At 34.6% G+C, this 24,698-nt stretch carries 27 protein-coding genes; 24 read left to right on the forward strand and 3 right to left on the reverse strand.

What is annotated here, in order from left to right:
- Nucleotides 1-70: 70 nt before the first annotated feature.
- From JM79_RS10915 to JM79_RS10935, 5 genes are all read left to right on the forward strand, one after another.
- Nucleotides 71-481: a hypothetical protein gene (locus JM79_RS10915; protein WP_141878173.1), complete on the forward strand. Its 411-nt coding sequence runs from the start codon at nucleotides 71-73 to the stop codon at nucleotides 479-481.
- A gap of 185 nt (nucleotides 482-666) precedes the next feature.
- The gene (locus JM79_RS10920) at nucleotides 667-1,284 is read left to right on the forward strand and encodes a hypothetical protein (RefSeq protein ID WP_141878174.1); all 618 of its coding nucleotides are present in this window, start codon (nucleotides 667-669) and stop codon (nucleotides 1,282-1,284) included.
- A 233-nt stretch (nucleotides 1,285-1,517) separates the two neighbouring features.
- Nucleotides 1,518-1,994, forward strand: a complete 477-nt coding sequence (locus tag JM79_RS10925) for a hypothetical protein (RefSeq protein WP_141878175.1) — start codon at nucleotides 1,518-1,520, stop codon at nucleotides 1,992-1,994.
- Nucleotides 1,995-2,607: 613 nt separating this feature from the next.
- Entirely contained in the window at nucleotides 2,608-2,871 is a 264-nt protein-coding gene (locus tag JM79_RS10930; protein WP_141878176.1) for a hypothetical protein, read from the forward strand.
- 299 nt (nucleotides 2,872-3,170) lie between these two features.
- Entirely contained in the window at nucleotides 3,171-4,100 is a 930-nt protein-coding gene (locus JM79_RS10935) for a retropepsin-like aspartic protease (protein ID WP_141878177.1), read from the forward strand.
- A gap of 184 nt (nucleotides 4,101-4,284) precedes the next feature.
- On the opposite strand, the gene JM79_RS10940 is transcribed toward JM79_RS10935, so the two are convergent.
- The gene (locus tag JM79_RS10940) at nucleotides 4,285-5,271 is read right to left on the reverse strand and encodes an IS110 family transposase (protein ID WP_141878138.1); all 987 of its coding nucleotides are present in this window, start codon (nucleotides 5,269-5,271) and stop codon (nucleotides 4,285-4,287) included.
- Between the two features lie 312 nt (nucleotides 5,272-5,583).
- Here JM79_RS10940 and JM79_RS10945 point away from each other — a divergent pair, with 312 nt between their 5' ends.
- The 5 genes from JM79_RS10945 to JM79_RS10965 all read left to right on the forward strand — a co-directional run bounded on the left by JM79_RS10945 (nucleotide 5,584) and on the right by JM79_RS10965 (nucleotide 10,107).
- Nucleotides 5,584-5,991: a hypothetical protein gene (locus JM79_RS10945; protein ID WP_141878178.1), complete on the forward strand. Its 408-nt coding sequence runs from the start codon at nucleotides 5,584-5,586 to the stop codon at nucleotides 5,989-5,991.
- Between the two features lie 167 nt (nucleotides 5,992-6,158).
- Complete coding sequence (locus JM79_RS10950) at nucleotides 6,159-6,650, forward strand: hypothetical protein (RefSeq protein ID WP_141878179.1); 492 nt, start codon at nucleotides 6,159-6,161, stop codon at nucleotides 6,648-6,650.
- A gap of 216 nt (nucleotides 6,651-6,866) precedes the next feature.
- Nucleotides 6,867-7,880, forward strand: coding sequence for an IS30 family transposase (locus JM79_RS10955; protein ID WP_141878180.1), 1,014 nt, complete (start codon nucleotides 6,867-6,869; stop codon nucleotides 7,878-7,880).
- A gap of 44 nt (nucleotides 7,881-7,924) precedes the next feature.
- On the forward strand, nucleotides 7,925-8,905 hold the full coding sequence (locus JM79_RS10960; RefSeq protein ID WP_141878181.1) for a hypothetical protein: 981 nt from the start codon (nucleotides 7,925-7,927) through the stop codon (nucleotides 8,903-8,905).
- A 158-nt stretch (nucleotides 8,906-9,063) separates the two neighbouring features.
- Complete coding sequence (locus JM79_RS10965) at nucleotides 9,064-10,107, forward strand: hypothetical protein (protein ID WP_141878182.1); 1,044 nt, start codon at nucleotides 9,064-9,066, stop codon at nucleotides 10,105-10,107.
- A 121-nt stretch (nucleotides 10,108-10,228) separates the two neighbouring features.
- On the opposite strand, the gene JM79_RS10970 is transcribed toward JM79_RS10965, so the two are convergent.
- The gene (locus tag JM79_RS10970) at nucleotides 10,229-11,215 is read right to left on the reverse strand and encodes an IS110 family transposase (protein WP_141878183.1); all 987 of its coding nucleotides are present in this window, start codon (nucleotides 11,213-11,215) and stop codon (nucleotides 10,229-10,231) included.
- Nucleotides 11,216-11,632: 417 nt separating this feature from the next.
- On the opposite strand from JM79_RS10970, the gene JM79_RS10975 reads away from it, so the two are divergent.
- The 10 genes from JM79_RS10975 to JM79_RS11020 all read left to right on the forward strand — a co-directional run bounded on the left by JM79_RS10975 (nucleotide 11,633) and on the right by JM79_RS11020 (nucleotide 21,213).
- Entirely contained in the window at nucleotides 11,633-12,706 is a 1,074-nt protein-coding gene (locus JM79_RS10975; RefSeq protein WP_141878184.1) for a DoxX family protein, read from the forward strand.
- 545 nt (nucleotides 12,707-13,251) lie between these two features.
- Nucleotides 13,252-14,070, forward strand: a complete 819-nt coding sequence (locus tag JM79_RS10980; RefSeq protein ID WP_260443422.1) for an endonuclease/exonuclease/phosphatase family protein — start codon at nucleotides 13,252-13,254, stop codon at nucleotides 14,068-14,070.
- Nucleotides 14,071-14,146: 76 nt separating this feature from the next.
- Entirely contained in the window at nucleotides 14,147-14,731 is a 585-nt protein-coding gene (locus JM79_RS10985; protein ID WP_141878186.1) for a hypothetical protein, read from the forward strand.
- A gap of 338 nt (nucleotides 14,732-15,069) precedes the next feature.
- Nucleotides 15,070-15,423 carry a hypothetical protein gene (locus tag JM79_RS10990; RefSeq protein ID WP_141878187.1) on the forward strand — a complete coding sequence of 118 codons (354 nt, stop codon included), beginning with the start codon at nucleotides 15,070-15,072 and terminating at the stop codon, nucleotides 15,421-15,423.
- Between the two features lie 86 nt (nucleotides 15,424-15,509).
- Nucleotides 15,510-16,178, forward strand: coding sequence for a hypothetical protein (locus JM79_RS10995; protein ID WP_141878188.1), 669 nt, complete (start codon nucleotides 15,510-15,512; stop codon nucleotides 16,176-16,178).
- Between the two features lie 195 nt (nucleotides 16,179-16,373).
- Nucleotides 16,374-17,672 (forward strand): hypothetical protein, encoded by a 1,299-nt coding sequence (locus tag JM79_RS11000; RefSeq protein WP_141878189.1) that lies wholly within the window; start codon nucleotides 16,374-16,376, stop codon nucleotides 17,670-17,672.
- A gap of 154 nt (nucleotides 17,673-17,826) precedes the next feature.
- Nucleotides 17,827-18,795 (forward strand): carboxypeptidase-like regulatory domain-containing protein, encoded by a 969-nt coding sequence (locus JM79_RS11005; protein WP_185739488.1) that lies wholly within the window; start codon nucleotides 17,827-17,829, stop codon nucleotides 18,793-18,795.
- A 98-nt stretch (nucleotides 18,796-18,893) separates the two neighbouring features.
- Nucleotides 18,894-19,124, forward strand: coding sequence for a hypothetical protein (locus JM79_RS11010; protein ID WP_141878191.1), 231 nt, complete (start codon nucleotides 18,894-18,896; stop codon nucleotides 19,122-19,124).
- Nucleotides 19,125-19,408: 284 nt separating this feature from the next.
- Nucleotides 19,409-20,062: a DUF6624 domain-containing protein gene (locus JM79_RS11015; RefSeq protein ID WP_141878192.1), complete on the forward strand. Its 654-nt coding sequence runs from the start codon at nucleotides 19,409-19,411 to the stop codon at nucleotides 20,060-20,062.
- 116 nt (nucleotides 20,063-20,178) lie between these two features.
- Entirely contained in the window at nucleotides 20,179-21,213 is a 1,035-nt protein-coding gene (locus JM79_RS11020) for a serine hydrolase domain-containing protein (RefSeq protein WP_141878193.1), read from the forward strand.
- Nucleotides 21,214-21,216: 3 nt separating this feature from the next.
- Here JM79_RS11020 and nudK read toward each other — a convergent pair whose 3' ends face one another.
- Nucleotides 21,217-21,807, reverse strand: a complete 591-nt coding sequence (gene nudK / locus JM79_RS11025) for a GDP-mannose pyrophosphatase NudK (protein ID WP_141878194.1) — start codon at nucleotides 21,805-21,807, stop codon at nucleotides 21,217-21,219.
- Nucleotides 21,808-21,940: 133 nt separating this feature from the next.
- Between nudK and JM79_RS11030 the strand changes: the two genes are divergently transcribed.
- The 4 genes from JM79_RS11030 (at nucleotide 21,941) to JM79_RS11045 (ending at nucleotide 24,663) form a co-directional block, all read left to right on the forward strand.
- Entirely contained in the window at nucleotides 21,941-22,291 is a 351-nt protein-coding gene (locus JM79_RS11030) for a hypothetical protein (RefSeq protein ID WP_141878195.1), read from the forward strand.
- 95 nt (nucleotides 22,292-22,386) lie between these two features.
- Nucleotides 22,387-22,914: a TonB-dependent receptor plug domain-containing protein gene (locus JM79_RS11035; protein WP_141878196.1), complete on the forward strand. Its 528-nt coding sequence runs from the start codon at nucleotides 22,387-22,389 to the stop codon at nucleotides 22,912-22,914.
- Nucleotides 22,915-22,987: 73 nt separating this feature from the next.
- Complete coding sequence (locus JM79_RS11040) at nucleotides 22,988-23,722, forward strand: flavodoxin family protein (protein ID WP_141878197.1); 735 nt, start codon at nucleotides 22,988-22,990, stop codon at nucleotides 23,720-23,722.
- 290 nt (nucleotides 23,723-24,012) lie between these two features.
- On the forward strand, nucleotides 24,013-24,663 hold the full coding sequence (locus JM79_RS11045) for an ATP-binding cassette domain-containing protein (protein ID WP_141878198.1): 651 nt from the start codon (nucleotides 24,013-24,015) through the stop codon (nucleotides 24,661-24,663).
- Nucleotides 24,664-24,698 lie beyond the last annotated feature (35 nt).

The following is a 24,698-nucleotide window of genomic DNA, read 5'->3' on the forward strand; positions in this document are numbered from 1 at the left end:
TCCAGGCGAAAAATACAAAACAAAAAAATCTTCCTTCAAATAATAATTTATTAATATATAGTTTTAAGAAATGAACGAAAATTTACTACCTCATTACTCTAAAAAGTTTGCCTTAGGTATCGGAATAATTACGCTTATAGCATTAATTTTTAAAAACTCATATGTTGATTTATTATTAATCGATCAGACCAGGTTAGTTTGGATCCTGAAAAATATAATCTTGATCGCTTTAATAGTTCTCGTCTTTTCTAAAGAAAAAAATGTAACTAAGAATATTGAGAAATTGAAATTACAAGAACTAAAAGGAGCTCTCGGGTTTGGCATTATCATTCTATTTTTCGACTCATTTCAAGAACTTGTTTTTTGGGATGGGGATTATGAAATGAAAAGTGGATACGAACTTATGGTTGCGATGCTTATATTCCACCTAGTCTTTTTTTATTACAGAAAAAGTAAGTTGAAGAATACATCAAAGCGCTAATAAATAATATAAAGTATAAACAACAAATTAAGAGGTGTCGCCACAGCAGGTAACAACGGTTAATCGCCAATAAGCGGTACCGTTCGTAAGAAAATAATTAAATTGACCAACGAACCAGTTCTAAGCCGACAAATCCGCGTCCCTTACTCCGCCAACTGGCGATAACCGGGACCGTTGCCCACAATATGAAAAAAAAGATATTTCTATTATTCTTAACAATATTTATAACTTCTTTTGATGCAAATTCTCAAGTAATAGAAGAAAATGGGGAAATTGAAAATGGAATTTATAAATGCAACCTTTTTGATTGGCAGATAAAAATACCTGATGGTTATGAAATAAGGTTATTAAAAGTTGAGCAAGATTTAGAAGAAATTGGCTATAATGCAGCAAAAGAAAATCTTCCTAACGGAGTAAAAGCACGTAAAAATCGACCATATTTAGTTGGGTTTGGAATTGACGAAAGCAACTACTTTTCTTCTTCATTTGAACCATTGGAAGGAACCAAGAAAATGACCTTATCTGAGCATCAAGAATTCATTGCAAATTTAATAAAGGACACATATTCTGATATTAAAGGCATTAAATCTGACCAACAATTGGATAATAAGAAAATTGGAGAATATGATTTCTATATTATAAAAGAAAGAATTTACAATGAAAAGACGGATGAACTTTTATTGACTCAGCTAATTTATAATACTTATGTCAAAAATCATTTATTCAGCATATCAATAAATTATTCAAGTGAATACAATGGTAAAATTTTGATTGAAAATTTTGAACAATCATTAACTAAATAAAAAAATACTGTGGGCAACAACGGTTAATCGCCAATAAGCGGCAGCGTTAGAAAGAAAATAATTAACTTGACCAACAAACCAATCCTAAGCCGACAAATCCGCGTCCCTTACTCCGCCAACTGGCGATAACCGAGACAGTTGCCTGCAATTCACCAATAGTATTACAAAGAAGAAAAATGAAATGTTATATAATAGTTGAGAATGTCCAAACTTACATCATTGAAAATGTTTTAATGAATTTAGCAAATCTGTATGCTAATACAGAGTTTGTTAGAGGAATTCAGCTATTCAGAAAAAAAGGTACTACTGATTCATTTTTAATCTTATTCACTAATACTCCAGACATCGAAAGATTCAATTACTTCGTAAATTACATTGAATATCCAATAGGACTTGAAAATCACTCACCGTTTACTCGGGGTTTTTATAGAACTGATCAGATTGATAAAAATTACGACTTTAAAAACGGTGATTGGATAATGGTTTTCATTTCTAAGACTGATAAAGAATATGACAATGTTCATATTACTAATAGCTCCAATCGAAACTTCGTCTTTGATTTTGGAGGCTCAGTAAAAGCCCTTAATTTAATTGAGGAAAAATTTGAATTGATTGCTACAGATATTGAAAATTATAATCATATCATTGATATCTATCCAAGTAAGGACTTTGAACAGAAAAATCTCAAATCCTGGTGGAAGTTTTGGTAAAATGTAAAGGTTAATTTAGTATTAAGTTTTTGAGTAATATTTAGTATCCTAAAGAACTGCAGGCAACATCGGTTGATCGCAAATAACGAGTTTTGTCGAAAAAGTGTAATTTTAGAAACCAGGAAAGAAAACAACTAATCCGACAAATCCGCGTCCATACTCCCGCAACTTGCGATAACCGAGACCGTTATATACAATGGCTCAAAAACGAAAATCGAACTTTTAACGTTCAAAATTTGATTAAAATGTAACGTTTTTCCAAAAAATCAACCAATAACTAAAGAAAAAGAGTTGAAATAATCTATATAAACAATTTCAATACAATCAAAAACATTCAACTAAAATGACAATGGCTAGAATATTAAAATCAAAAAAAACTCATCTACTAATTTTTCTTATCACATTCGTAGTTGCATTCTTAATATTTAGAACCATATTTTCAGATTGGGAGCATTTCAAAGCAGGACTCTTTGGTTACTAAACTAATTTTTAATTTATGAAAATCAGCATATTAAAAATTTTAGGAATAATATTCTCGATAATTGTGATATTAGTATTTTTAGACTTTACTCTTGAAGCTGCAATAGATGGTTGGAAAAATCCTCATTAAAAAATGATAAACACTGTATTTCAAATTGAATCCAACCAAATTAAATTTATCAATTCCATTCTTGGAAGAGAAAAAATAATTGTTGACGGACAAGAAAAGTCAAATAAATATTCTCTTTCTGGAACGGATCACAACTTTAAAATAAAAGAAGATAATTTTTCACTAATATCAAGTTATAAGCAATTTGATATGAAAGAGATAAAACTTAAAGTTTATAAAAATGGAGATCTTGTAGATTCTCAAGTATTAAAACTGAGCTTTAAATAAAGACTTCCCTGGATAATAATTGGAGTGATTTTAGGAATTGCATTATATCAACTTCTTAATTTCATAGTTGGAACAATTTAAATAACTAAAAAGAGTTCAAATTTAAAATTGTAACTGTCGCCACAGTATATAACAACGGTTAATCGCCAATAGGCGGCAGTGTTAATAGGAATAATAATTATCTTGACCAACAAACCAATACTAAGCCGACAAATCCGCGTCCCTTACTCAGCCAACTGGCGATAACCGGAACCGTTGTACGTAAGCCGTAAGAAAAATTCAGTTCCAAAGTTTAGAAAATGAAAATAGCACGAGTATTTATTTATTTTATAACAATTATTCTACTTAATAGTTGTTCCCTTAGTAAAGCCGTAAAGCACCTTAAAGAAGGTGAAACAACTCAGCAAAATTATAGTGCTACATTTCCTTTCGAAATTAAAAATGGTTTTATAATTATCCCTGTAGAAATCGAAAATAAAAACTATGATTTTCTATTAGACACAGGCTCTCCTAATCTGGTATCAAATGAACTTGCTGAAAGTTTGAATTTAAAAGCTATAGATTCTGCAAAAGCAGGTGATGTTTATAACAAAAAGGTCCAAAATAAATATACCCGATTAGAGAATGTTAAAATCGGAAACATAGATTTTACCGGAACAACTGCTTTAATCAATAATTTTAATGATGTATCAGTGTGGTCTTCTTTAAATATTGACGGATTTATAGGAGCTAATTTAATGCAGCATGCTATTTGGGATATTGACTTCAAAAAGCAAGAAATTACAATAACGGATAAAGAATCAAAATTAGAAATACCTGAAAACATAATTGAAAACAAGTTATTTATCGGTGTAGCAGGAGTACCCGCTATCGCTTGTAAATTGAATAAAAAGAAAGTTTGGAATTTCACTGTTGATTTAGGGTATAATGGAGGTATCGTAGTACCATTTTCTGAATTCAAAAAGCAAACAGAAAATGGCGAAATCTTAGATTTCAAAAAATCTAAGACCAAAGGTGTTACTGGAATTTATGGAGAACAAAATACAACCAGGGAATCTTATATAGGAATTATCAATGAAATTGAATTTGGAAATTCAACTTTAGAAAATGTCCAAGTGTATTCAGAGCAATATTTAGAAAAGAGGTTTGGTGCTGATTTTTTCAAAAATTACCGTGTTATTTTAAATTGGGATAGTAAAAAAATAATGTTAATCAAAAATATAGAATAGAAGAATTACTAGTTTACGGCCTACGCACAACAACGGTTAATCGCCAATAAGCGGGACCGTTAGAAAGAAAATAATTAACTTGACCAACAAACCAATACTAAGCCGACAATTCCGCGTCCCTTACTCCGCCAACTGGCGATAACCGTATTCCAAGGTTAAATCCAAGCCTTTTGTGCTAATTTTTTCAGGCTGCAAATCTTTGTAATTCCACATAAGGCGTTCCTCTCTTCACCACTGCAAACACTCTGGATAACAGTTTATTGCGGACATTGTTTAGCGCAATCATCTTTAACTTACCTTCCTCCCGCTTTTTCTTATAATATTGCCGTAATTCACTGTCATATTGAATGGCTGTACAGGCCGCCATGCTAAGCAGGCTCTTCATTTGCCGATCTCCCATCGGGTGGCATTTTCGCTTTTTGTGAATACTGCTTCCCGAACTATGACCAAAGGGAGCCGTCCCACAATAACTGGAGAATTGGCGCCAGCTATTAAAGCGTTCAAAATTATTGGTGTGATAAAGCAACTGGGCGCCTACAACTAAACCAACACCTTTTAAAGAACTGATCAACTTATAATTTTGCGATAATGCCTCAGAAGTCTTTATCAGTGATTTTAGTTGCTTCTCTATTTTATTTATTTGAGAAGTCAGGTGAGTAATAGAGCTTACAAGCGTTTTACAACAGGTATCTGTAGAACTGCTGCTGAGCAACTTTTTCAGCTCTGAAAGGGTATTCTTCAATCCCGTACGACTACGAACCAGCTGATCACGCAAAGCCAGCAACCTGCCTACTTCTAATAGTTCATTATCTTTCAGCTCACTCGGTGAAAGTTCCTCACGGTGAAGCCAGCCATACCTGGCGATCATCATGGCATCTACCACGTCATTCTTCTCTCTGATCACTCCGGAAGAACGTTTGATTACTACAGGATTTTCCTGTACATATACCTGCTTCTTTGAAGATAAATACAACGCTAACTTCAAGGAATAATGACCGGTATTCTCAAAACAGAAAAACACTTTTTGTTCCTTACCGTTAGCCCATTGCAACAAGGCTTTATAACCCTTCACATCATTACTGAACTCCCGATGGGAACTACGATTGTAAGCATAGGCATCTAACTTGTTTTTTGAAACATCAATTCCGATTACTTCTTGGTAATTTTTCATATTTTTAAAAAATTATTATTTGAAGGGCGCATTAACTAACTCCTTTAACGGGTCCATAATAAGACCTGGTATTCCAAATGGTTCTTGCTGCCCGTATGAAGAATGGAGGACTCTTACGGCTATTGGATCTGTAATCTCGAGACCGTTTTAGTTCTCCTCCTTCTTCATCTCAAAGGTATATTTATTAATAAGCGAAGTAAAGGAGACCGTTGGCAACAAACCAATGAAAACTTGAACTTAAAGAAAATATTAAAAGTTGCTTCTTAATAAACTCAGACCAGTCTAAAAAAGTCAAATAACCCGATATATAAAATGAATAAAAAATCACAACTAACCGAGCATTTAGAAAAATGCTGCGAATCTTACTCTGAGATTGAGAATAATATTATAATAACAACTACAAAACCTCTCATATTTCAAGTAGATTTTTCAAATAATAAAACTGATATTTCTGCTAAACTGAAAGGCTGGAATTTTCTGACGGGTTTCTTAGAAATGAGATTTGAAAAAGTCGCAAGCTATATATCGATAATGTTGATTCTAATGATTTTGATTACTTTGTTTTCATTAGTGATGGTTGAAAATGAAATTGAAAACACCACTGTTCTAACTTCAATTACTTGTATAGTAGTGGCTGCAGTATGGACTTGCCTATTCTATATAAATTATCGAATTAAATATGAAAACATGAAAAATAGGATTGTAGATTGGACCAACTAAGGTCAATTGCCAACATCGGTTGATCGCAAATAACGGGTTTAATCGGAAAAGCGTAATTTTAGAAACCAGGAAATAAAATAGTTAATCCGACAAGTCCGCGTCCCTACTCCCGCAACTTGCGATAACCGAGACCGTTATGTATTATGCCAAAACTTGAAAAACCCACTATGAAAAAACTTATTATCGCCCTCACACTACTCTTTATCAATCCTTTATTTAGCCAGGAAGAAGAATTTAAATTTATTGACACAAAAGAACAGAATGATCAGTGGAACATTAAATTTAAAACTGAAAATTTAGAACAGCAGATAAAATTAATCCAAGAAAGACTTATATCTGATTCGAATATCTTTTATACTCCGACCAATGCTCACGGCGAAACTCAATTACCTGACGGCTTTAAAAGCACCACTCAACATAGACCGCTATATATCTTGAAATCGCAGAACTCAGAAGGAATATTATTGGAAAGTAATATAAGCAAAAAGAGAGTTGCTCTGATTAATTCTCATTTAATTGAAAATAACATTGAGAACATATCACTTTCAAACGACATGAAATCTCAATCTCTTTACGGAGCTAGGGCAAAAAGCGGACTAATAATAATAAATTTTTCGGATGAAAAAGTACTGGAAAAATTAGCTACTAAAGAAAAATAATTCTGCAATGGCACAATACATAACAACGGTTAATCGCCAATAAGCGGCAGTGTTATTAAGAAAATAATTAATATGACCAACAAACCAATATTAAGCCGACAAGTCCGCGTGCTTACTCCCGCAACTTGCGATAACCGTAACCGTTGTAGCCAATTTGCAAATAAAATCCTGGGTTCAATAACTTAACGCAACAAATCATAACTTTAGATTTGTTGTATGGAACTAAAAAAACACCGGAGATTATCTCATAAAGAGAGGGTGATTATCCAGACTCTTTTAGAAGAAAATAGGTCCAAATCCTTTATTGCAATCAAGCTGGGTAGATCCCGTTCAACCATTACCCGAGAAGTGAACAGATGGATCACTAAACCAGGGGAATATTACAGTGCTGATATAGCTGATTATATTGCTAAAGACGATTACCTCAATAAAAAAAACAAGGATAAAATAAGCACCTATAAAAGGCTCTGTATTTATGTTTACAAAGGTCTTTTGAAAGACTGGTCACCGGAACAAATATCCGGAAGGATCAAAGATGATTATCCCAATGATCCAGTGATGACTATTTCTCACGAAGCTATTTATCAGCACATCTACAATAAGCCACAAGCAAGGCTTAATTTAAAGCTCATCAAGCTTCTGGCCAGAGGAACACAGCGTAGAAGATCAAGAAAAAAACGTAAGGTAAAAGGAAGCAGAATTATCGATCAGGTTAGCATTGACCAGCGACCAGCGCATATTAACCTTCGAGAAGAAAGCGGTCACTGGGAAGGTGATCTTATGGTGGGAGCCAATCACAAAAGTGTCATAGGGACTATCATAGAACGCAAGTTTAGATACACATTGATTGTGAAATTAGATCATAAAAAGGCTGATCACGTCAGTAAAAAATTCTCCAAAACCTTGAATCAAATGGATCCAGTTTTTAAGAAAACGATGACTTACGACAACGGAGTTGAAATGGCAGCACATAAGAAAATTACTGTAAAAACAGGAATGCAAATCTACTTCGCTCACCCCTATTCTTCCTGGGAAAGAGGAACCAATGAGAACACTAACGGACTCATTAGAAGATACCTTCCAAAAGGAAAAAATTTTAATACCATTGATGAAAAACAATTGAAAATTATACAGGATAAACTCAATAACAGACCTCGTAAAATCCTAGGGTTTAAAACGCCACAGGAAATGATGGATCTTGAACGAAAAAAATTATATTTGAATACCTAACCTTTTAATACGCTTTGTTGCGTTACAACCTTGAATCCAGCGATATGAACAAAATTTTTAAACTATTCTTGTTACTCAATCTAATTATAAGTTACAGTAATAAGACCATCTCACAGAACATTGTTGAAGAATATGAACAAAGAAAAAATGATAGTATTAGGATTGGAATAGGAGAAAAAGATTTTTTACCATTCATTCAAAGTGGCTACACACTAATGCTACCTACAAGTAAAGATATAAAAGGTGTATTAGTATTTCTTGAAGATTCAGGATACGATAAAAAGAATAAAAATTCAAAACAGATTTATGACCAGGCTTCTGAAAAGAATTTTGCAGTTCTATCAGTTTCAAATGAAATTCCTTTTGATTTTTATTTTTCTAAAAAATCTGCCCGCTCCTCACATATAATAATCAATCAAGTCTTTAAAAAATACAATTTACCTAACGAAAATATCTTTTTTATTGGAGTTGGATTGTCGGGACATAGGGTAATGAAACATATCGAATTTATGAAGGAAGATAATTATGGGTTTCAATTAAACATACAAGGTATTGTAGTTTGTAATGCAGTGTTAGATTGGGCAAGCGAATGGTATAAATTTGATAGAGAAAAAAGAAATCAACGCAATAATTTATGGGAACCAACATTCGCTACCTATATGTTAGAAACACATCTTAATGGCACACCTAAAAACAATCCCGACGGTTATTACGATTTCTCAGCTTATAGCTATTTTGATGAAAAAAATGAGAACATTAAGTTTTACACTAGTTATGCAGTAAGAGCATATATAGAACCTGCAATAAAGTATTGGCTAAAAAAGCATCTTAAAACAATGTATGACAACAATTCACCTGATATGGTTGGACTATTAGCCGAATTGGAACTTGCAGGAAATGAAAAAACAGAATTAATTGTTTTACAACCAGAAGACAATGAATCACAAAAAAAGAATCCAGATTCCACTTGGGATGCAATAAATAAAAATGAATTAATAGATTGGATAAATAATCAATCGGAATAAAAACTACGCACAACATCGGTTCATCGCAAATAACGGGTATAGCCGGAAAAAGTATAATTTTAGAAACCAGGAAAGAAAATAACTAAGCCGACAAGTCCGCGTCCCTACTCCCGCAACTTGCGATAACCGTAACCGTTGTAAAGCATTAAAATGAAAATATGAACAAAACAATAAATCTTCAGAAAAACCTAATCATATTTGGAATACCATTTCTGATTATTGGATTGATCATTTTCATTGCGAAATCACAACTATTTATAAATAACTCAAATAATCTAGCCACAGGAATAACGTTTGACTTATTATTGACAGTGCCGTTTATATATTTTTTGCTAATTAGAAAAACAAATATTCCTAAAACAACGGTAGTTCCATTTTTAATACTCGGAATCGTAATAAGTTCAATTATTCTCCCATCAGAAAATCAGTATTATTTAAATCTTTTTAAAACTTGGGTACTCCCTATCGTTGAAATATCAATTCTATCATTTGTAATATACAATGTCAGAAAAGGAATAAAACACTACAACTTAAACAAAACCGAATCGTTTGATTTTTTTACCACATTAAAGAACACTTGTTATGAAATACTTCCCAAAGGATTTGTTATCCCTGTTGTTACAGAAATTGCGGTTTTTTATTATGGGTTTATTTATTGGAAAAAAAGAGATTTAAAAGAAAATGAGTTTTCTTACCACAAAGAAAGCGGCACAATCGCATTAATGATTGTAATCATATTTTTAGTAGCAATTGAAACGGCTGTAATACACATTTTATTAGCAAAATGGAGCAATACTGCTGCTTGGATTTTGACATTTTTAAGTATTTACACTGGAATTCAAATTTTCGGATTCTTAAAATCAATGTTTAAAAGACCAATATCAATAGAAAATAACAAACTATTTCTTAGATATGGAATTATGAAGGAGGCCACCATTAATATAGAAGATATCGAAAGTATAGAAGTATCATCAAAAGATGTAGAGCTAAATAAGGAAACTCGGAATCTATCTCTTTTAGGAGAATTAGAAAGTCATAACTTAATTATTAGGTTAAAAAAAGAAAATACATTAATTGGATTATACGGAATGAAAAGAAAATTTAAGAATCTAACATTTCACGTGGACGATAAAATTAAATTTAAAGATCTAGTAATTAACGCTTTACAACAACGGTTCATCGCCAATAAGCGGCAGCGTTAGTAAGAAAATAATTATCTTGACCAACAAACCAATACTAAGCCGACAAATCCGAGTCCCTTACTCCGCCAACTGGCGATAACCGTATTCCAAGGTTAAATCCAAGCCTTTTGTGCTAATTTTTTCAGGCTGCAAATCTTTGTAATTCCACATAAGGCGTCACTCTCTTCACCACTGCAAACACTCTGGATAACAGTTTATTGCGGACATTGTTTAGCGCAATCATCTTTAACTTACCTTCCTCCCGCTTTTTCTTATAATACTGCCGTAATTCACTGTCATATTGAATGGCTGTACAGGCCGCCATGCTAAGCAGGCTCTTCATTTGCCGATCTCCCATCGGGTGGCATTTTCGCTTTTTGTGAATACTGCTTCCCGAACTATGACCAAAGGGAGCCGTCCCACAATAACTGGAGAATTGGCGCCAGCTATTAAAGCGTTCAAAATTATTGGTGTGATAAAGCAACTGGGCGCCTACAACTAAACCAACACCTTTTAAAGAACTGATCAACTTATAATTTTGCGATAATGCCTCAGAAGTCTTTATCAGTGATTTTAGTTGCTTCTCTATTTTATTTATTTGAGAAGTCAGGTGAGTAATAGAGCTTACAAGCGTTTTACAACAGGTATCTGTAGAACTGCTGCTGAGCAACTTTTTCAGCTCTGAAAGGGTATTCTTCAATCCCGTACGACTACGAACCAGCTGATCACGCAAAGCCAGCAACCTGCCTACTTCTAATAGTTCATTATCTTTCAGCTCACTCGGTGAAAGTTCCTCACGGTGAAGCCAGCCATACCTGGCGATCATCATGGCATCTACCACGTCATTCTTCTCTCTGATCACTCCGGAAGAACGTTTGATTACTACAGGATTTTCCTGTACATATACCTGCTTCTTTGAAGATAAATACAACGCTAACTTCAAGGAATAATGACCGGTATTCTCAAAACAGAAAAACACTTTTTGTTCCTTACCGTTAGCCCATTGCAACAAGGCTTTATAACCCTTCACATCATTACTGAACTCCCGATGGGAACTACGATTGTAAGCATAGGCATCTAACTTGTTTTTTGAAACATCAATTCCGATTACTTCTTGGTAATTTTTCATATTTTTAAAAAATTATTATTTGAAGGGCGCATTAACTAACTCCTTTAACGGGTCCATAATAAGACCTGGTATTCCAAATGGTTCTTGCTGCCCGTATGAAGAATGGAGGACTCTTACGGCTATTGGATCTGTAATCTCGAGACCGTTTTAGTTCTCCTCCTTCTTCATCTCAAAGGTATATTTATTAATAAGCGAAGTAAAGGAAACCGTTGGCAACAAGCCGAAATAATCACTCTCAACAATATGATTTTACCTCAAGAACGAAAAGAGCATTGGAATTTTACGAATAAACTTATTTTTCAATTTCTATTCACCTACATTGTTCTGTACATTCTTTTATTGTTGTCCTCTTATTTATTGGACACTCCGTTAAGGTGGTTTGCTGAATACGTTTTGAATTGGGGAACTGATTTTACAATGGAAAGTACTGGAAGTGGAGATAGAGCCTTTGATTATGTTAGGTTGGGTTTTAACTTATTCCTAACCATTCCAATAGTATTAATATGGTCAATAATTGACCTTAAAAGAAATTCTTATAATAAGCTTTTTTACTGGTTTCAAGTTATCATTAGACTCACCCTTATATTCGCGATGCTTATTTATGGTTTAGCTAAAGTATATAAAGGTCAATTTGCTGACCATAGTTTAGAACGATTAGTGGAAACTGTTGGTAATATGTCGCCTATGGGATTGGCCTGGACTTTTATGGGGCACTCTTTTTTTTATAACATTTTTATTGGTTTTATTGAAATCCTTGGTGGAATCTTATTGATTTTCAGAAAAACAGTCACTCTGGGCAGTTTAGTAATTATAGGGGTAATGAGCAATGTTCTTATGATGAACCTGACTTATGATATTCCAGTAAAATTAGTTTCGGCTCATCTATTCATAATGGCACTGATTTTATTGCAAGTTAATGGTCAAAGAGTGTTTGATTTCTTCTTTAAAAACAAAACAATAGAAAAAGTGGAATATTATGTTCCACTAAAAAACACAAATTTTAAAAAAATTATTACAATCGGTAAAAGATTTTTAGTCTTTGTAGTTATGGGAGCGGTATTAATACAAACCTTAATAAGATTTAAAGCTACTGAACAATTAAAGGAAAAATCAGAGTTATATGGAATTTGGGAAACACAATTATTTGTAAAGAACAAGGATATTCTATCTCCACTTCTAACGGATACTTATAGATGGAGGTATTTAATAGTTGATGAGAAGAATAAAGCTACTATAAAAAAAATGACAGATTCTATAGACAGATATCTTTTTAAAAATAATTCCGATTTGAATGAGATTATTTTTAGAAGTGAGAATGATTCTGTATCACATCGGTTTTTATATAAGTTTATTAATCCTCAAGAACTGGAGTTGAATGGAACTATATATGCTGATTCTATCTCTATTCTATTTAAAAGAAAACCTAAATCTGACTTTAGATTAATTAATAGGAAGTTTCATTGGGTAAATGAGACTAACTATAACCACTAACTACAAATTATGGAATGAGGAATATTGAACCCAACTTGGGACAACCGAAACCGTTAAATGCAAGCAATTTAAAAATTCCTGAGTTCAATAACTTAACGCAACAAATCAGATATCAAAACCACTTAAGTAATCCCGTTTCTATAGCCAGAGCTATCCTACCCAAAGTTAGTTCATCGAAAAGCTTGACACCTTCCAGGCGCGTAGATATTCATCACAACTAAATTCAAATTGGCTATAGAATATAGCTATTCATTTCAATTTGTTTAGGAGATCAGACAAAAGTCAGAGTTAAACTATTATTTTAATAAAACTATCGGTATTTATGCACTATAGATTGTTTACGCTCAAATAATAATCAGATAGTCTATAGGACATTCCTTAGCTATCTAAATTAGTCTTTGAACAAATATCTTTTTAGCAGTTATATGAAAAAAACCTTTCTTAAAAGAATCTTTTGGATAGTGTTAATCGCAGTTCTATTAGCCTCAGTAATGCCCCACATCATAACCAACTACTGGTTAATCGATATATTTTCAAATTTTAAGATGCAACTTCTTATCATTTCGATCTTATTAGTCTTTCCTACCTTAATACTGTTGAGAAAACAGGTGCTGGCAATTCTAATACTAAGCATCAATCTTCTGTCGAATCTTTATTTTATCATTCCGTTTTACACCGAAACATCAATTCCTTCAACTGACAATCATTTCAAGATCTCAAGTATTAATTTACTTTCTAGTAATTCGAATAGAGAACTAACCATTAATTACATCGAAAATGAGGATCCGGATGTACTCATTTTAATGGAACTAACTCCGGAATGGTTAAGCTCACTTGAGCCTGTGATCGGCAACTATCAATACACAGAAATTGTTCCCAGAAACGATAATTTTGGGATCGCTCTATTGAGTAAGTACCAAATGAAAAGCTCAGTAGACTATTTCAGTCTCAATGACAAACCTTCTATTATTGGAAATGTGAGTGGTATGGAACAGGAATTTACGGTCGTGGCGACTCATCCCGTTCCACCAATTGGCCAGCAGTCCTTCTTGAATCGGAATAAGCAATTGTCTAATATTGTCAAAGATATTCCCAGGTTTTCTAAGAATCTAATTATTGCTGGTGACTTCAATACTTCATCCTTTTCCCCTCATTTTGATAGCTTGCTGAAGCAAAATCTAAAGGATAGTAGGATTGGTTTTGGTCTTCTTCCAACCTGGCCTGCCGATCATAATGTCTTACAGACAACCCTGGATCATTTCTTAGTATCTAAACATCTTCAGGTCACTAAAAGAGCAACAGGACCAGATATAGGATCAGACCATCTGCCAATCACCATGACCATAGGTCTTAAGACACTTTAAAAAAACTGCTTCATTATGGCAAATATTATCTTAGTAAGATGTGTAGTTCAACTTAAATAAATTCACTTTTTTATCAATGCGTCAATCAATAAAGAAAAACTACTTCAAAGGTAAAACAGTATTTATAATTTCTATTCTCGTTGTAACCGCTACTTTTCTAAGTGTCTGGCTGAGTGGAATAACTTATAATAGAGGAATCACTACAAACCTCTACCTTTCTCTATCTATGATAGGAATTATTCTATTCCTGTTCATGACTTATGGTCTCTATACAGGCGCCGGACTCAAGGATAATTTCCCCAAATTCAGAAGTTATAAAAAGGGAGAATTTTTTGGTGATGATACTCCGGGTAACTTTGAAATGCCCACTTCAGATGTGGGGGATGGGATAGCAGGTTTTCTTATTTCCATTCTGCTCTGGATCCTCATGACGATAGCCATGATCCTATTATTCATATTACTGGAAGCTTTGTTCTGGTTCACCTTGTTCATCCTTATTCTGATGCTCTACTGGATATTTTTTAGAGCATTAAAACTGGTTTTTAGCAGATCTGGTAAAACTTTCGGAAATATTGTGCTCTCCATATCCTACTCAATCACCTATACGATTTTATACTTAGGATGGATCTTTCTGATTGTTTTCCTGGCAGATATGTTATAAAGTTTTTGCCTTTTATTGCCAACCTTAATAAGCTCAGCTACATTTATATGGTGAATTTTTAAATCCACTATTCTTCTCAATTTAGATATTTTTCAGAATTTATATACGACGCCGTAAGCATTATTAATTATGAAGCCAGAACTTGATTAACTTCTGAAGATGTTAATTGCAGAGCAGAAAAAATACCGAACTAATACCCTTAATTTTTTGCTGAAGTGTCTTCAGAAAGAATTTCAGACTAAATCACAGTTTTTTCCGCCAGTTATGTATATTTAACTATTGACTGAAGACTGATGTGCTCCAATGAGTTTATCTCAAATTAATTAAAACCACCAACAATGAAATTCAAATTCGTAGTCATTATTGCACTATTATTCTGTTTTACCGGCATAAATGCTCAGGAACAGAAGTCCGATCCAAGGCTTCCTTATTCGGTTACAGAACTTAAATTCGAAACTAAAAAACTAATAGAATTAACTGAGTTCGATTGGAATTCTCTGGATACGATTTTTGCAAACAACACACCTGCAACAGAGATTAACCTGATTTTTGAAATAAACGGGAATGTCCGTATAAAAACCACAAAAGTAGATAACATCAAATTTGTTGTGTCTGGCAAGACTTCAGAACTTGATTCTCTAAAGGTCAAAGCTCAGAAGCTTATCAGCAAACTTGAGTCAAATATGGACTAATAAGTCATTCGAATTCGACAGTTCCTATTTCAGAATATTTCTACCTACTTCGGAATTTTTGCTCTCGAATCTATAAAAATAATTCAATGAAAAAATTACTAATAAGCCTGGCATTTATTCCCTTGTTGATCCAGGCACAATCAGATCAAATCGAAAATTCAGAAGTTATCAATAAGCAGATTCAGGCTGAAACTGCTATGATCGATGTTTCCATCAAGACTCGTGCGGAAACTGAAGAAATGCAATTATTATATGATTTTGAGAATATCAATAAATCTGAATTCAGTTTTAATGGTGAATCTATCAAGGGGCGTTATTATGTGCTTAGAATGAAAGAATTTCTGGATGGTAAATTAATTGAAACCAGTAGTCTTTTCGACGAGCGTGGCAACAAAATGTTTAAGATCGACTCCAGTCATACTTCCTTTAAATTGATGAGTAAGATTGATCAAGGTGATCTTAAGATCTGGCTAAGGGGTCAACAATTTGGCAGCAGACAATCTCATTTCGCACTTACCAACGACAATGGCAGGTATGTCGCCAAAGATTTCTTCGGAAGTAAAAAAATATTGCAGGAAGATATCAATAAAGCCTTTCATTTGATGGCGATTATAACACCTAACAGAAATCCTGATGGGTCGGGATCCTATTGCCGGGTAGCACAGTCTGAAATTGATCCTGAAAAGTTGGGGACTGCTTTTGATATCCCGCATTATTACCTGATAGAAATTGAATTTATTGAATCTGAAGAGTAAAATTTATTTTTTTCCGAAGAGAATGAGCGAATAAGCAAAGGTTTAACTCTAAGCGTTAGTAGTTCAAATAATTAGCGTACTGAATGTTTTCTATTGTTCCCTATACACTGCTAATAGTGCTGAAGTGTGGAGGTCAATTATATTTGGATATCAAACGGGAATTTCTAAATTTGACAAACATCATAAATTACATCAATGCATCACAAATTTTACATGTCGCTGCTACTGGCAGTTACAGTTCTATTTTCTTCCTGCACGGCAGATGATAGCACACCATCAATCGATTATTCCATAAAATCTAACGATCATCTAAAAATTCTGAGTCAGTACGACAATGGCTGGATCAAAGAAGCAAAACATATATACTCAGAAGATCAACCTATACATGAGGTTAAATATCATGAAAATGGATTCATCAAATCGGCTAAAGTATATAACTTCTATGAGGATCGGGAATTATATATGGAGGTGAGAAGAGATGAGCAAAACCGACCTCTATGGTCCAGGTACTATACTCCTGAGGGCGATGTTTGGTTCGAAACGGCGTATGAGAATGGTTTAGTTTCAGAAAAAATCGTTTACAGCGCACTTGGGACTTCGAAACACACCTACACAGATGGAGAAATCACATCCACTGAATTTATAAGTTCAAACGGCCGGGATAAAAGTATGACTACTTATGATCTGGAAACAGGGGTAAAAACCGTAAAGATCACCGAAAATTCTGAAATGATTCTGGAACAGCAATTTAATGGTCAGGATGATTTTGGTTCGGGTATTCTAACGAGTAACCACGCTCCAAAAGCTAATCCTTTTAATGAACCTCAAAACGGCTACTTAGCAATAGGAACCTCTATCAACCATAGTCCCATCTGGCAATTCAATGCTAATCCTCAGGATGATGTGATCGCTTACAGAAAGTATGCAGGTTTGCACCCACCATCTTCAAAATTTGCCGTACAGCATGCTGTTAATTTTGAGATGTACCAATCTATTATTGAACAGTATCCATATAGTGAAGACCAGGTTTTAATAGTTGGTTATAAAGAATATGAAGGTCGGGCAGGACTAATTGACCTGAGCAGAGACGAAAGGCTGGCTATTGATGCAGAACGACTCGAAAACCCTGAACTGTTTTCACTGAAATATGGAGACCAGTATATAAATGAGATACATTACGGGAAAAATCTTGTAGTTGTTGGTGCATTGAGAAATATGCCTACACATGTAACAGCGATCAATCAGGTTAACGAAATCGCAAAAAAGCGGATGAACGATATTCTAAGCGGCTCTAACCTGGTGAGCGATCATGAGATGGAAATACTGGATAAAGTATGGTTCGAAGTCAAATTATTTTCCACCTTCAAGAACCAGAGAAATGGAATTGTGCTGAAATCTTTCAATGATTATGAAACTGCTACCCAGGAGTTCATAGATGCCGAACCCGAGATCATTCAGTATGAATATAAGAAATTCGAACACCTGGTTCAATAAAACTCTAAACGTTTGACATAAAAGCCATCCAATTCCGGATGGCTTTTTCTTTTCTGAAGTTTAATTATTTTATATTAGAGCGTTATTATGATTATATATGGTCAAATTTCTCTTCCGAAGTAGATTCTTAAGTATTATTTGTGTTCTATTGATTATGACTGCCTCAACAGTCCATTCCCAGAATAGGATCTCTGGAACCGTTCTTAGTGCTGAAGATTCAACCGCAATTATGGGTGCTTCCATATACTTTGACGGAACCAGTATTGGAGTTTCTTCAAATCAGGATGGAAATTTTGATATCTCCTTTATGGATAATAATTCCGCACTTATAATTACTTCTCTTGGTTACGAAGCGCTTGTACTTGATGCTTCTGAAATATTAAAGAAATCGGCAAATTCAAAATACTACTTACCTATTAAACGTGAGGAGCTGGAAACAGTTTACCTTGAAATAGACCCATGGAGCAGGTCACGAAAACTCAAGCATTTTAGAAAAGAATTTCTGGGACGGAACTACGCGAAATATAACTGTAAGATCGTTAACGAGGACGCGATTAAGCTTAGATATTCCCCATCAGAAAAAACAATAATCGCTACCGCAAATGAGCCCTTAATCATACACAACGAATATTTAGGTTACGCAATTAGATACCGGCTTGCCGACTTTGAACTAAGATTTCAAATGAATGGTGGTTTACTTCTACCCTATTCTACTTATTTTGCCGGTTCAGCCTACTTTCAGCCATTAAAGAAAAAAACCGGCAGAAGGATACTGAGAAACAGAGATCGTAGCTACTATGGCTCATCACTGCATTTTATGTGCTCACTTTATAAACAAAAACTAGAAGAAAACAATTTTGCAATCTATCATAAACGTTTTCAGGTGCCTACCTATAAATTTTTCAACATTAGCGAGGAAGGAAAAAATCGAAGAATAGAATTACTTGAAGATGACTTGAATATTCTCTACGATAAAACTGAGCAATCTGCCATCGTTTCTAAAAATTCGTTTACCATAGATCAATTTGGGAATCCATCCCCACCAGAAGCCATCCTTTTAAAAGGTATAATGTCTGAAAAACGAATATCAGAACTTCTTCCTCTGGACTATAAGATCAACTAGAAAGAGTTCGTAAAAGTTTAGACTTAATTCCTACCATTATTTAGAATATAGTGATATTTAATGATCTATCTTACCTCACTAAATAACTAAAATATAAGATGCTACTTTTCTGGATATCAACCATCATCGCATTTATCATTATCGCATATATTGTACATAAATTCTTCTTTAAAGATGTTCGTGGGAACCCGTCTGAGGATAAAAGGCTTTGGAAATTCTGGGGTATAAGAACGTTTTACTGGCAGGGAGTTTTCCTTATAGCGCTGGGAATTGTCGCACTACTACTGGCAATTATTAAATGGAGCGGCGTCTGGCCTTTACTTAATTAAACTTTGAATTTCTACGGAATTATTTATTGCTATTGAAGATCTATTCGAAAAATGATACTTTAGAGTCAAGATACCGTAGTTCTAACCGTTATGATGTTTTATTTACTGAAGTTACCTTAAATACTAGCTTCTGTAAAATTATTCATTTGAAGGAAAACATCTACAGCTATTTGATTATAAGCACTTTACACGAAATATTCAGGTTAAAATTAATTTTTCGAAAAAAAGTTGTAACAAACTAAAGTCTAATTCGTTGTACTAGTACACCATCAAAACTATAATTCATGATCAAAATTATCATAAGCCTTGCGATGCTTGTAGCAAGTAGTATCGCCACATCACAAAATCAACCACAAAATTTTCAGTCACAACTGGACTCGATCTGGAAGACCGACCAGGATATAAGATTCGGGCTCATAAAACTTCAGCAGGAAGGAAAGATGAATTCAGATGAAATGAAGGATCTGATTCAGCAAATGAAGAAACAGGATTCAATTAATCTGTACCAGGTAGAAAACATACTTCAGGACGGGTGGCCAGATGATCTCAACATGCAAGGGAATCAAACAATTTTCCTGGTGATTCAGCATGGCGATTTGCAAACTCAAAAGGAATATCTTCCGGTAATTGAAGAAGCTGTTCAGGATAACAAAACATTCCCAGCGAACCTGGCTCTTTTAAAAGATCGAAAGGCCCTTCGTGAAGGAAAGAAACAAATTTATGGTAGCCAGATTTTTATCGATTCTAATACCGGTAAGAAATATGTACAGCCGCTTCAAATTCCTGAAGAAGTTGACAAACTACGTGCTGAATTTGGACTACCTTCTATGGAAACTTATTTGCAGCAATCATTTCAAATGGACTGGAATCTTGAAGAATACTATGAGAACCTGCCAGAGATTGAGAAACTGCTGGAAGAAAGGAGGGCGACAAAATAAATTTAGAAATACTTGTATTTTATTATCAATTGGAAAACTGGATTATCATTCCGAAATTCCTGAAAGTTCATTTTAAGTTATATTTGAAAGAACTCTAATAGATAACTGTACTATTAATGCCTGCTACAAAAAGTAAGATTGTTATTCGAACCATACTTTTGGCTGGTACTTTGATATCGCTCTATTTCGTTCCCTGGATACTCATCTGGGCTTGGATACTACCATTACCAGACAATGTGCAGGAACAATTAAACGAAGGTATCGAGCATGGCTTTGACGGAAGCATCGTTTATATTCAGCAGGGAGATCAGCCAGCAGAATTATATGCCGCAGGATGGCATGACCGCGACCGCATTATAAGAGCTTATCCCGAAGCTTATTTCAAAATTGCGAGTATTGGCAAATTGTATGATGCGGTCGCAATTACAAAACTAGTAGCAGACGACCTTATATCCCTGGATGAAAGCATTCTTAATTATTTTCCTGAGTTTGCCGGGCGAATTGAGTATGCTGAAAATATCAGCGTTCAAATGCTGGTCCAGCATCGCAGTGGTATGCCTAATTTTACTGATGTCCCGGATTTCTGGATGAATCCGCCAGAAAATACAGAGCAGACCCTGAAACTTTTTCTTGACAAACCCGCCAGTTTCGCACCTGGAACCGACTATGCTTACTCAAATTCGAATTATTTCCTGTTAGGTTTGCTAATGGAGAAGGTTACCAATAACTCCAATACGCAGGTGATACAGGATAGAATTCTTGAGCCATTAAATCTGAAAAATACTTTCTTCAGCCTGGATGATATTGATCAGGATAAGCTAATGAGTGGTTATTATGTTGGAGTTGAAGAAGATATCAAGTCTACTAATTATCATTCGATGATCGCTACTGCGCAGGATGTGGGAATCTTTGTCAAAGCTCTGAATACTGGTAAATTACTTACCAAAGAGGAGAATGAGATTTATTCTTCCATCTATGTTTACGATCATACCGGACTCATCCCAGGTTACCAGAGTATTGCAAAATATCATGCAAATATCGATACGGTAGTGATCCAGTTCGTTAATACCGCAAATTTTGATGGCTATACCTGGAGTATTTCTGAAATTGTTTACGACCGAATTATAAAAATCTTAGAGAAGCGCGACTAAGATTTATGAATCTGCCTGCAGTAATTTCAATTGTAAATGCTGTAATAGCATGATCGTTTTACCATCTTTTATCTTTCCCGTTTTAATCATTTTTAACGCATCATAAAACTTAAGTTCCAGGACTTCAATGTCTTCCTGTTCTTCAGCTACACCTCCACCCTCGCTTATTTTCATGTCTTCGTGATATTCAGCTATAAAGAAATGTACGATCTCGGTCACCGAACCTGGAGACATATAAGCTTCAAAAACTTTTTCGACATTGGAGATCTCATACCCGGTTTCCTCCTGCGTTTCTCTTCGAATACAATCTTCAGCACTATCTTGATCAAGCAGACCAGCACAGACTTCGATCATTATCCCTGAAGAGTTTCCGTTTAAAAAAGTAGGCATCCGGAATTGCCTGGTAAGAATCACAGTTTTCTTTTCTAAATTGTACAGTAGGATTGCCGCTCCATTTCCGCGATCATAAGCCTCTCTACTTTGCCGCTCCCAATTACCATCATTTTTTCTGAAGTCAAAATTTACTTTTTTGAGCGTGTACCAGTTATCAGATAAAATTTCAATTTCTAAATTATCAACTCGTTCTTGTTTCATTACTTCTGAAAAATTTAAAGTTCGCAAGATAATAAGCAGTTTTCATTCGAAATGCTTAAAACCAGATATAGTGCAAAAACTTCAGTTTACAGAATTACAAATATTTTACTAACTTTAAATACATTGAAAATGAATGTCTTACGAAAATCACTATTCCATGTCTGTAGAGCGAGGTCCTAAAAGTTTACACGAGCACAATAAATCATTACTGTATTCACAGAAACCTAAATTCAAGGAAGATCTTCGGGACCCGATCAATAGTGATCGTATACGTTTGGATGGCGTGAAATTCAGAAATTATTCTTCAGAAGAACTTGAGCAGGTACTTGCTGAAATAAAACTCAATGCTGCCAGGGATCTACGCCAACAATATAAATTGATGGTCGTCTCCATGATCATTTCAGTTTTGATCATGCTATTTTTAAAATATAAATTAGATCAAAGATTCAGCATCGTAGAATCTGCAGCTACCGACCTATTATAAAATTTATCCCGCCAGATTTTATAGAATAAGATGTAATACCAGGAATTATCTTGATCGTAAATCATATATTTCAGCTATAAATAATAGACATCCAAATGAGTAAAATCTTAGCAAGCCTGCTTTTAATACTTTCACTTAACTTAAATGCTCAGGAAATTTCAGAAAAGAAAAGTCAGGATAACTATTTGCATGACCTTATCGCAGATCTAATTCAGAAAGAAGAAATTGCCAGCGATCCTGTCATCATTTTAAATGAACAACTTCTAACCTCTGATATCCTAGATACACTCAGTATTTCAAAATTTGAAATAACCTCTTATGCTGTTCTTAAGAAAGAACAAAGCGATGTTGAGGATAAGTTTGGGAAACAAGGGCTTAACGGAGTACTCATGATCAAAACCAAATCTTATCAGGAGACCGTTAGAGATAATGATTATCTGGCGCAAGAGGATGTTTTGTATCTAGTCGATGGAAAAGCCGCACATAGCTCAATGCTGAAAGATATGGATCCGGAAACCATTGCGAAAATTGATGTATTAAAAGATCAGGACTCTATCGCAAAGTATACAAGCGAGGAGATTAATGGAATCATAAAGATCCAGCTAAAAAAAGAGACTAAATAACGGTGAACACCAATGCTGAGTAAAGTTTCATATTTTTATTAAATTGAAAAAAGTTTAATAAAAGAATTGGATCATGAGTAAGCCAGACTTCAGTAATCTACGTTGTATCTATATTAACTGTACGCTGAAAAAATCACCAAGGGAGAGCCATACATCAAAATTAATAGAACTTTCCGCAGAGATCATGCGGCGGGAAAATGTGGAAGTGGAAGAAATAAGGTTTATCGATCATGATATTGCTACTGGTATTTATCCCGATATGACAGAACATGGTTGGGATAAGGATGAATGGCCAGCTATTTATGATAAGATCATGGCTGCAGATATATTAGTTCTTGGAACACCAATCTGGCTTGGCGAAAAATCTTCCATGGCCCAGAAACTTATAGAAAGGTTGTATGCCATGAGCGGTGTTCAAAACGATAAAGGTCAGTATGTATTTTACGGTAAGGTTGGAGGTACGCTTATCACCGGGAATGAAGATGGGATCAAACATTGTGCGATGGGGATTCTTTATTCTATGCAACATGTTGGTTTTAGCATTCCTCCTCAGGCAGATGCAGGCTGGATAGGAGAAGTTGGCCCTGGCCCGAGTTACGGTGATACTGAGTGGAAAGACGATAAACTTGATCCACCAGCTGGTTTTGGAAGTAATTTCACTAATAAGAATACTACTTTCATGACCTATAATTTAATGCATTTGGCGTCCAGTCTCAAAGATCAAGGTGGTTATCCTGCTTATGGAAATTCGGCCGAAGGCTGGGAAGATGGGAAGCGCTGGAATTTCGAAAATCCTGAGTATCGATAAAACTATTTTCAGAATATAATTAATGAGAATCTTTTTGAACTTATTGCTTTTTCAGAGAAATATTATGCTCACAGCATTACCTATTTCTTTACTGATAGCCGCTCTAACTTCTGAATTTTCAAATTTTGGATTCTTCTACTTTCTTAGCAGTCTTCTAATCCACCTAAGTGTTTATAGCATCAATCCACCTAAAGAACTATATTTTTATCTAAATAACGGATTCTCCAGAGTTCAGCTCTTTTTAAGTACAATCTTTATTTCGGTTTTAATGATCCTTATATCACAGCTTTTTGAGTAAACTTCAACTTGATAGTGTACAAAAGGCTTATGATGGTCAAAAGATCCTGAACGATGTCTACCTGCAGTGTTCAACAGGAGAAGTGGTTGGTTTACTGGGAAGAAACGGAAGTGGGAAATCAACGTTACTGAAGATCATGTTTGGGTCATTGAGAGCTGACAGTCGGTTTCTAAAAATTGATGACAAGGTTTATTCAGGCTCGAAATCTATAAAAGATATCAAGTACTTACCGCAGGATAGCTTTTTAATTAAGAGTATAAATGTTAAGAGTACTATCAAACTGTTTCTTAGACGGCAGTATAGCAGAATAGTTCTGGATTTGCCTATGGTAAAGCCGATATTGAGTGAGCGCGTAGGTCATCTAAGTCTAGGACAAAAAAGAACTCTGGAAGTTCTGCTATTGCTTTATTCTGAATCCAGATTTCTATTACTGGACGAACCTTTTAACGGACTCAGTCCTACCAGCAGAGAAGTAATCTCGCAACTTATACAGGAAAGAAAAGAACACAAAGGCATCATTATTACAGATCATGATTACCGCAACGTAATATCACTATCAGATCGAATAATGCTTATGGACAGTGGTAATCTTCGGGAAATCGATGATTTAAATCGGTTGACTCAGTACGGTTATCTTACTTGAAAATCGTTAGTAAATTCAGCCTGTTGGTAATAAAG

Origin of the sequence: Gramella sp. Hel_I_59 (assembly GCF_006714895.1) — a bacterium.
Taxonomy (GTDB): Bacteria; Bacteroidota; Bacteroidia; order Flavobacteriales; family Flavobacteriaceae; genus Christiangramia.

Coding starts and splice junctions, on each gene's coding strand:
- JM79_RS10930 (WP_141878176.1), top strand. CDS start 2,608: ATGATAAACACTGTATTTCAAATTGAATCCAACCAAATTAAATTTATC.
- JM79_RS11040 (WP_141878197.1), top strand. CDS start 22,988: ATGAGTAAGCCAGACTTCAGTAATCTACGTTGTATCTATATTAACTGT.
- JM79_RS10945 (WP_141878178.1), top strand. CDS start 5,584: ATGAATAAAAAATCACAACTAACCGAGCATTTAGAAAAATGCTGCGAA.
- JM79_RS11000 (WP_141878189.1), top strand. CDS start 16,374: ATGCATCACAAATTTTACATGTCGCTGCTACTGGCAGTTACAGTTCTA.
- JM79_RS10950 (WP_141878179.1), top strand. CDS start 6,159: ATGAAAAAACTTATTATCGCCCTCACACTACTCTTTATCAATCCTTTA.
- JM79_RS10960 (WP_141878181.1), top strand. CDS start 7,925: ATGAACAAAATTTTTAAACTATTCTTGTTACTCAATCTAATTATAAGT.
- nudK (WP_141878194.1), bottom strand. CDS start 21,807: ATGAAACAAGAACGAGTTGATAATTTAGAAATTGAAATTTTATCTGAT.
- JM79_RS11035 (WP_141878196.1), top strand. CDS start 22,387: ATGAGTAAAATCTTAGCAAGCCTGCTTTTAATACTTTCACTTAACTTA.
- JM79_RS11010 (WP_141878191.1), top strand. CDS start 18,894: ATGCTACTTTTCTGGATATCAACCATCATCGCATTTATCATTATCGCA.
- JM79_RS11015 (WP_141878192.1), top strand. CDS start 19,409: ATGATCAAAATTATCATAAGCCTTGCGATGCTTGTAGCAAGTAGTATC.
- JM79_RS10985 (WP_141878186.1), top strand. CDS start 14,147: ATGCGTCAATCAATAAAGAAAAACTACTTCAAAGGTAAAACAGTATTT.
- JM79_RS11020 (WP_141878193.1), top strand. CDS start 20,179: ATGCCTGCTACAAAAAGTAAGATTGTTATTCGAACCATACTTTTGGCT.
- JM79_RS10970 (WP_141878183.1), bottom strand. CDS start 11,215: ATGAAAAATTACCAAGAAGTAATCGGAATTGATGTTTCAAAAAACAAG.
- JM79_RS10990 (WP_141878187.1), top strand. CDS start 15,070: ATGAAATTCAAATTCGTAGTCATTATTGCACTATTATTCTGTTTTACC.
- JM79_RS10965 (WP_141878182.1), top strand. CDS start 9,064: ATGAACAAAACAATAAATCTTCAGAAAAACCTAATCATATTTGGAATA.
- JM79_RS10980 (WP_260443422.1), top strand. CDS start 13,252: ATGCAACTTCTTATCATTTCGATCTTATTAGTCTTTCCTACCTTAATA.
- JM79_RS10995 (WP_141878188.1), top strand. CDS start 15,510: ATGAAAAAATTACTAATAAGCCTGGCATTTATTCCCTTGTTGATCCAG.
- JM79_RS10975 (WP_141878184.1), top strand. CDS start 11,633: ATGGAAAGTACTGGAAGTGGAGATAGAGCCTTTGATTATGTTAGGTTG.
- JM79_RS11030 (WP_141878195.1), top strand. CDS start 21,941: ATGTCTTACGAAAATCACTATTCCATGTCTGTAGAGCGAGGTCCTAAA.
- JM79_RS10925 (WP_141878175.1), top strand. CDS start 1,518: ATGAATTTAGCAAATCTGTATGCTAATACAGAGTTTGTTAGAGGAATT.
- JM79_RS10935 (WP_141878177.1), top strand. CDS start 3,171: ATGAAAATAGCACGAGTATTTATTTATTTTATAACAATTATTCTACTT.
- JM79_RS10955 (WP_141878180.1), top strand. CDS start 6,867: ATGGAACTAAAAAAACACCGGAGATTATCTCATAAAGAGAGGGTGATT.
- JM79_RS11005 (WP_185739488.1), top strand. CDS start 17,827: ATGACTGCCTCAACAGTCCATTCCCAGAATAGGATCTCTGGAACCGTT.
- JM79_RS10940 (WP_141878138.1), bottom strand. CDS start 5,271: ATGAAAAATTACCAAGAAGTAATCGGAATTGATGTTTCAAAAAACAAG.
- JM79_RS10915 (WP_141878173.1), top strand. CDS start 71: ATGAACGAAAATTTACTACCTCATTACTCTAAAAAGTTTGCCTTAGGT.
- JM79_RS10920 (WP_141878174.1), top strand. CDS start 667: ATGAAAAAAAAGATATTTCTATTATTCTTAACAATATTTATAACTTCT.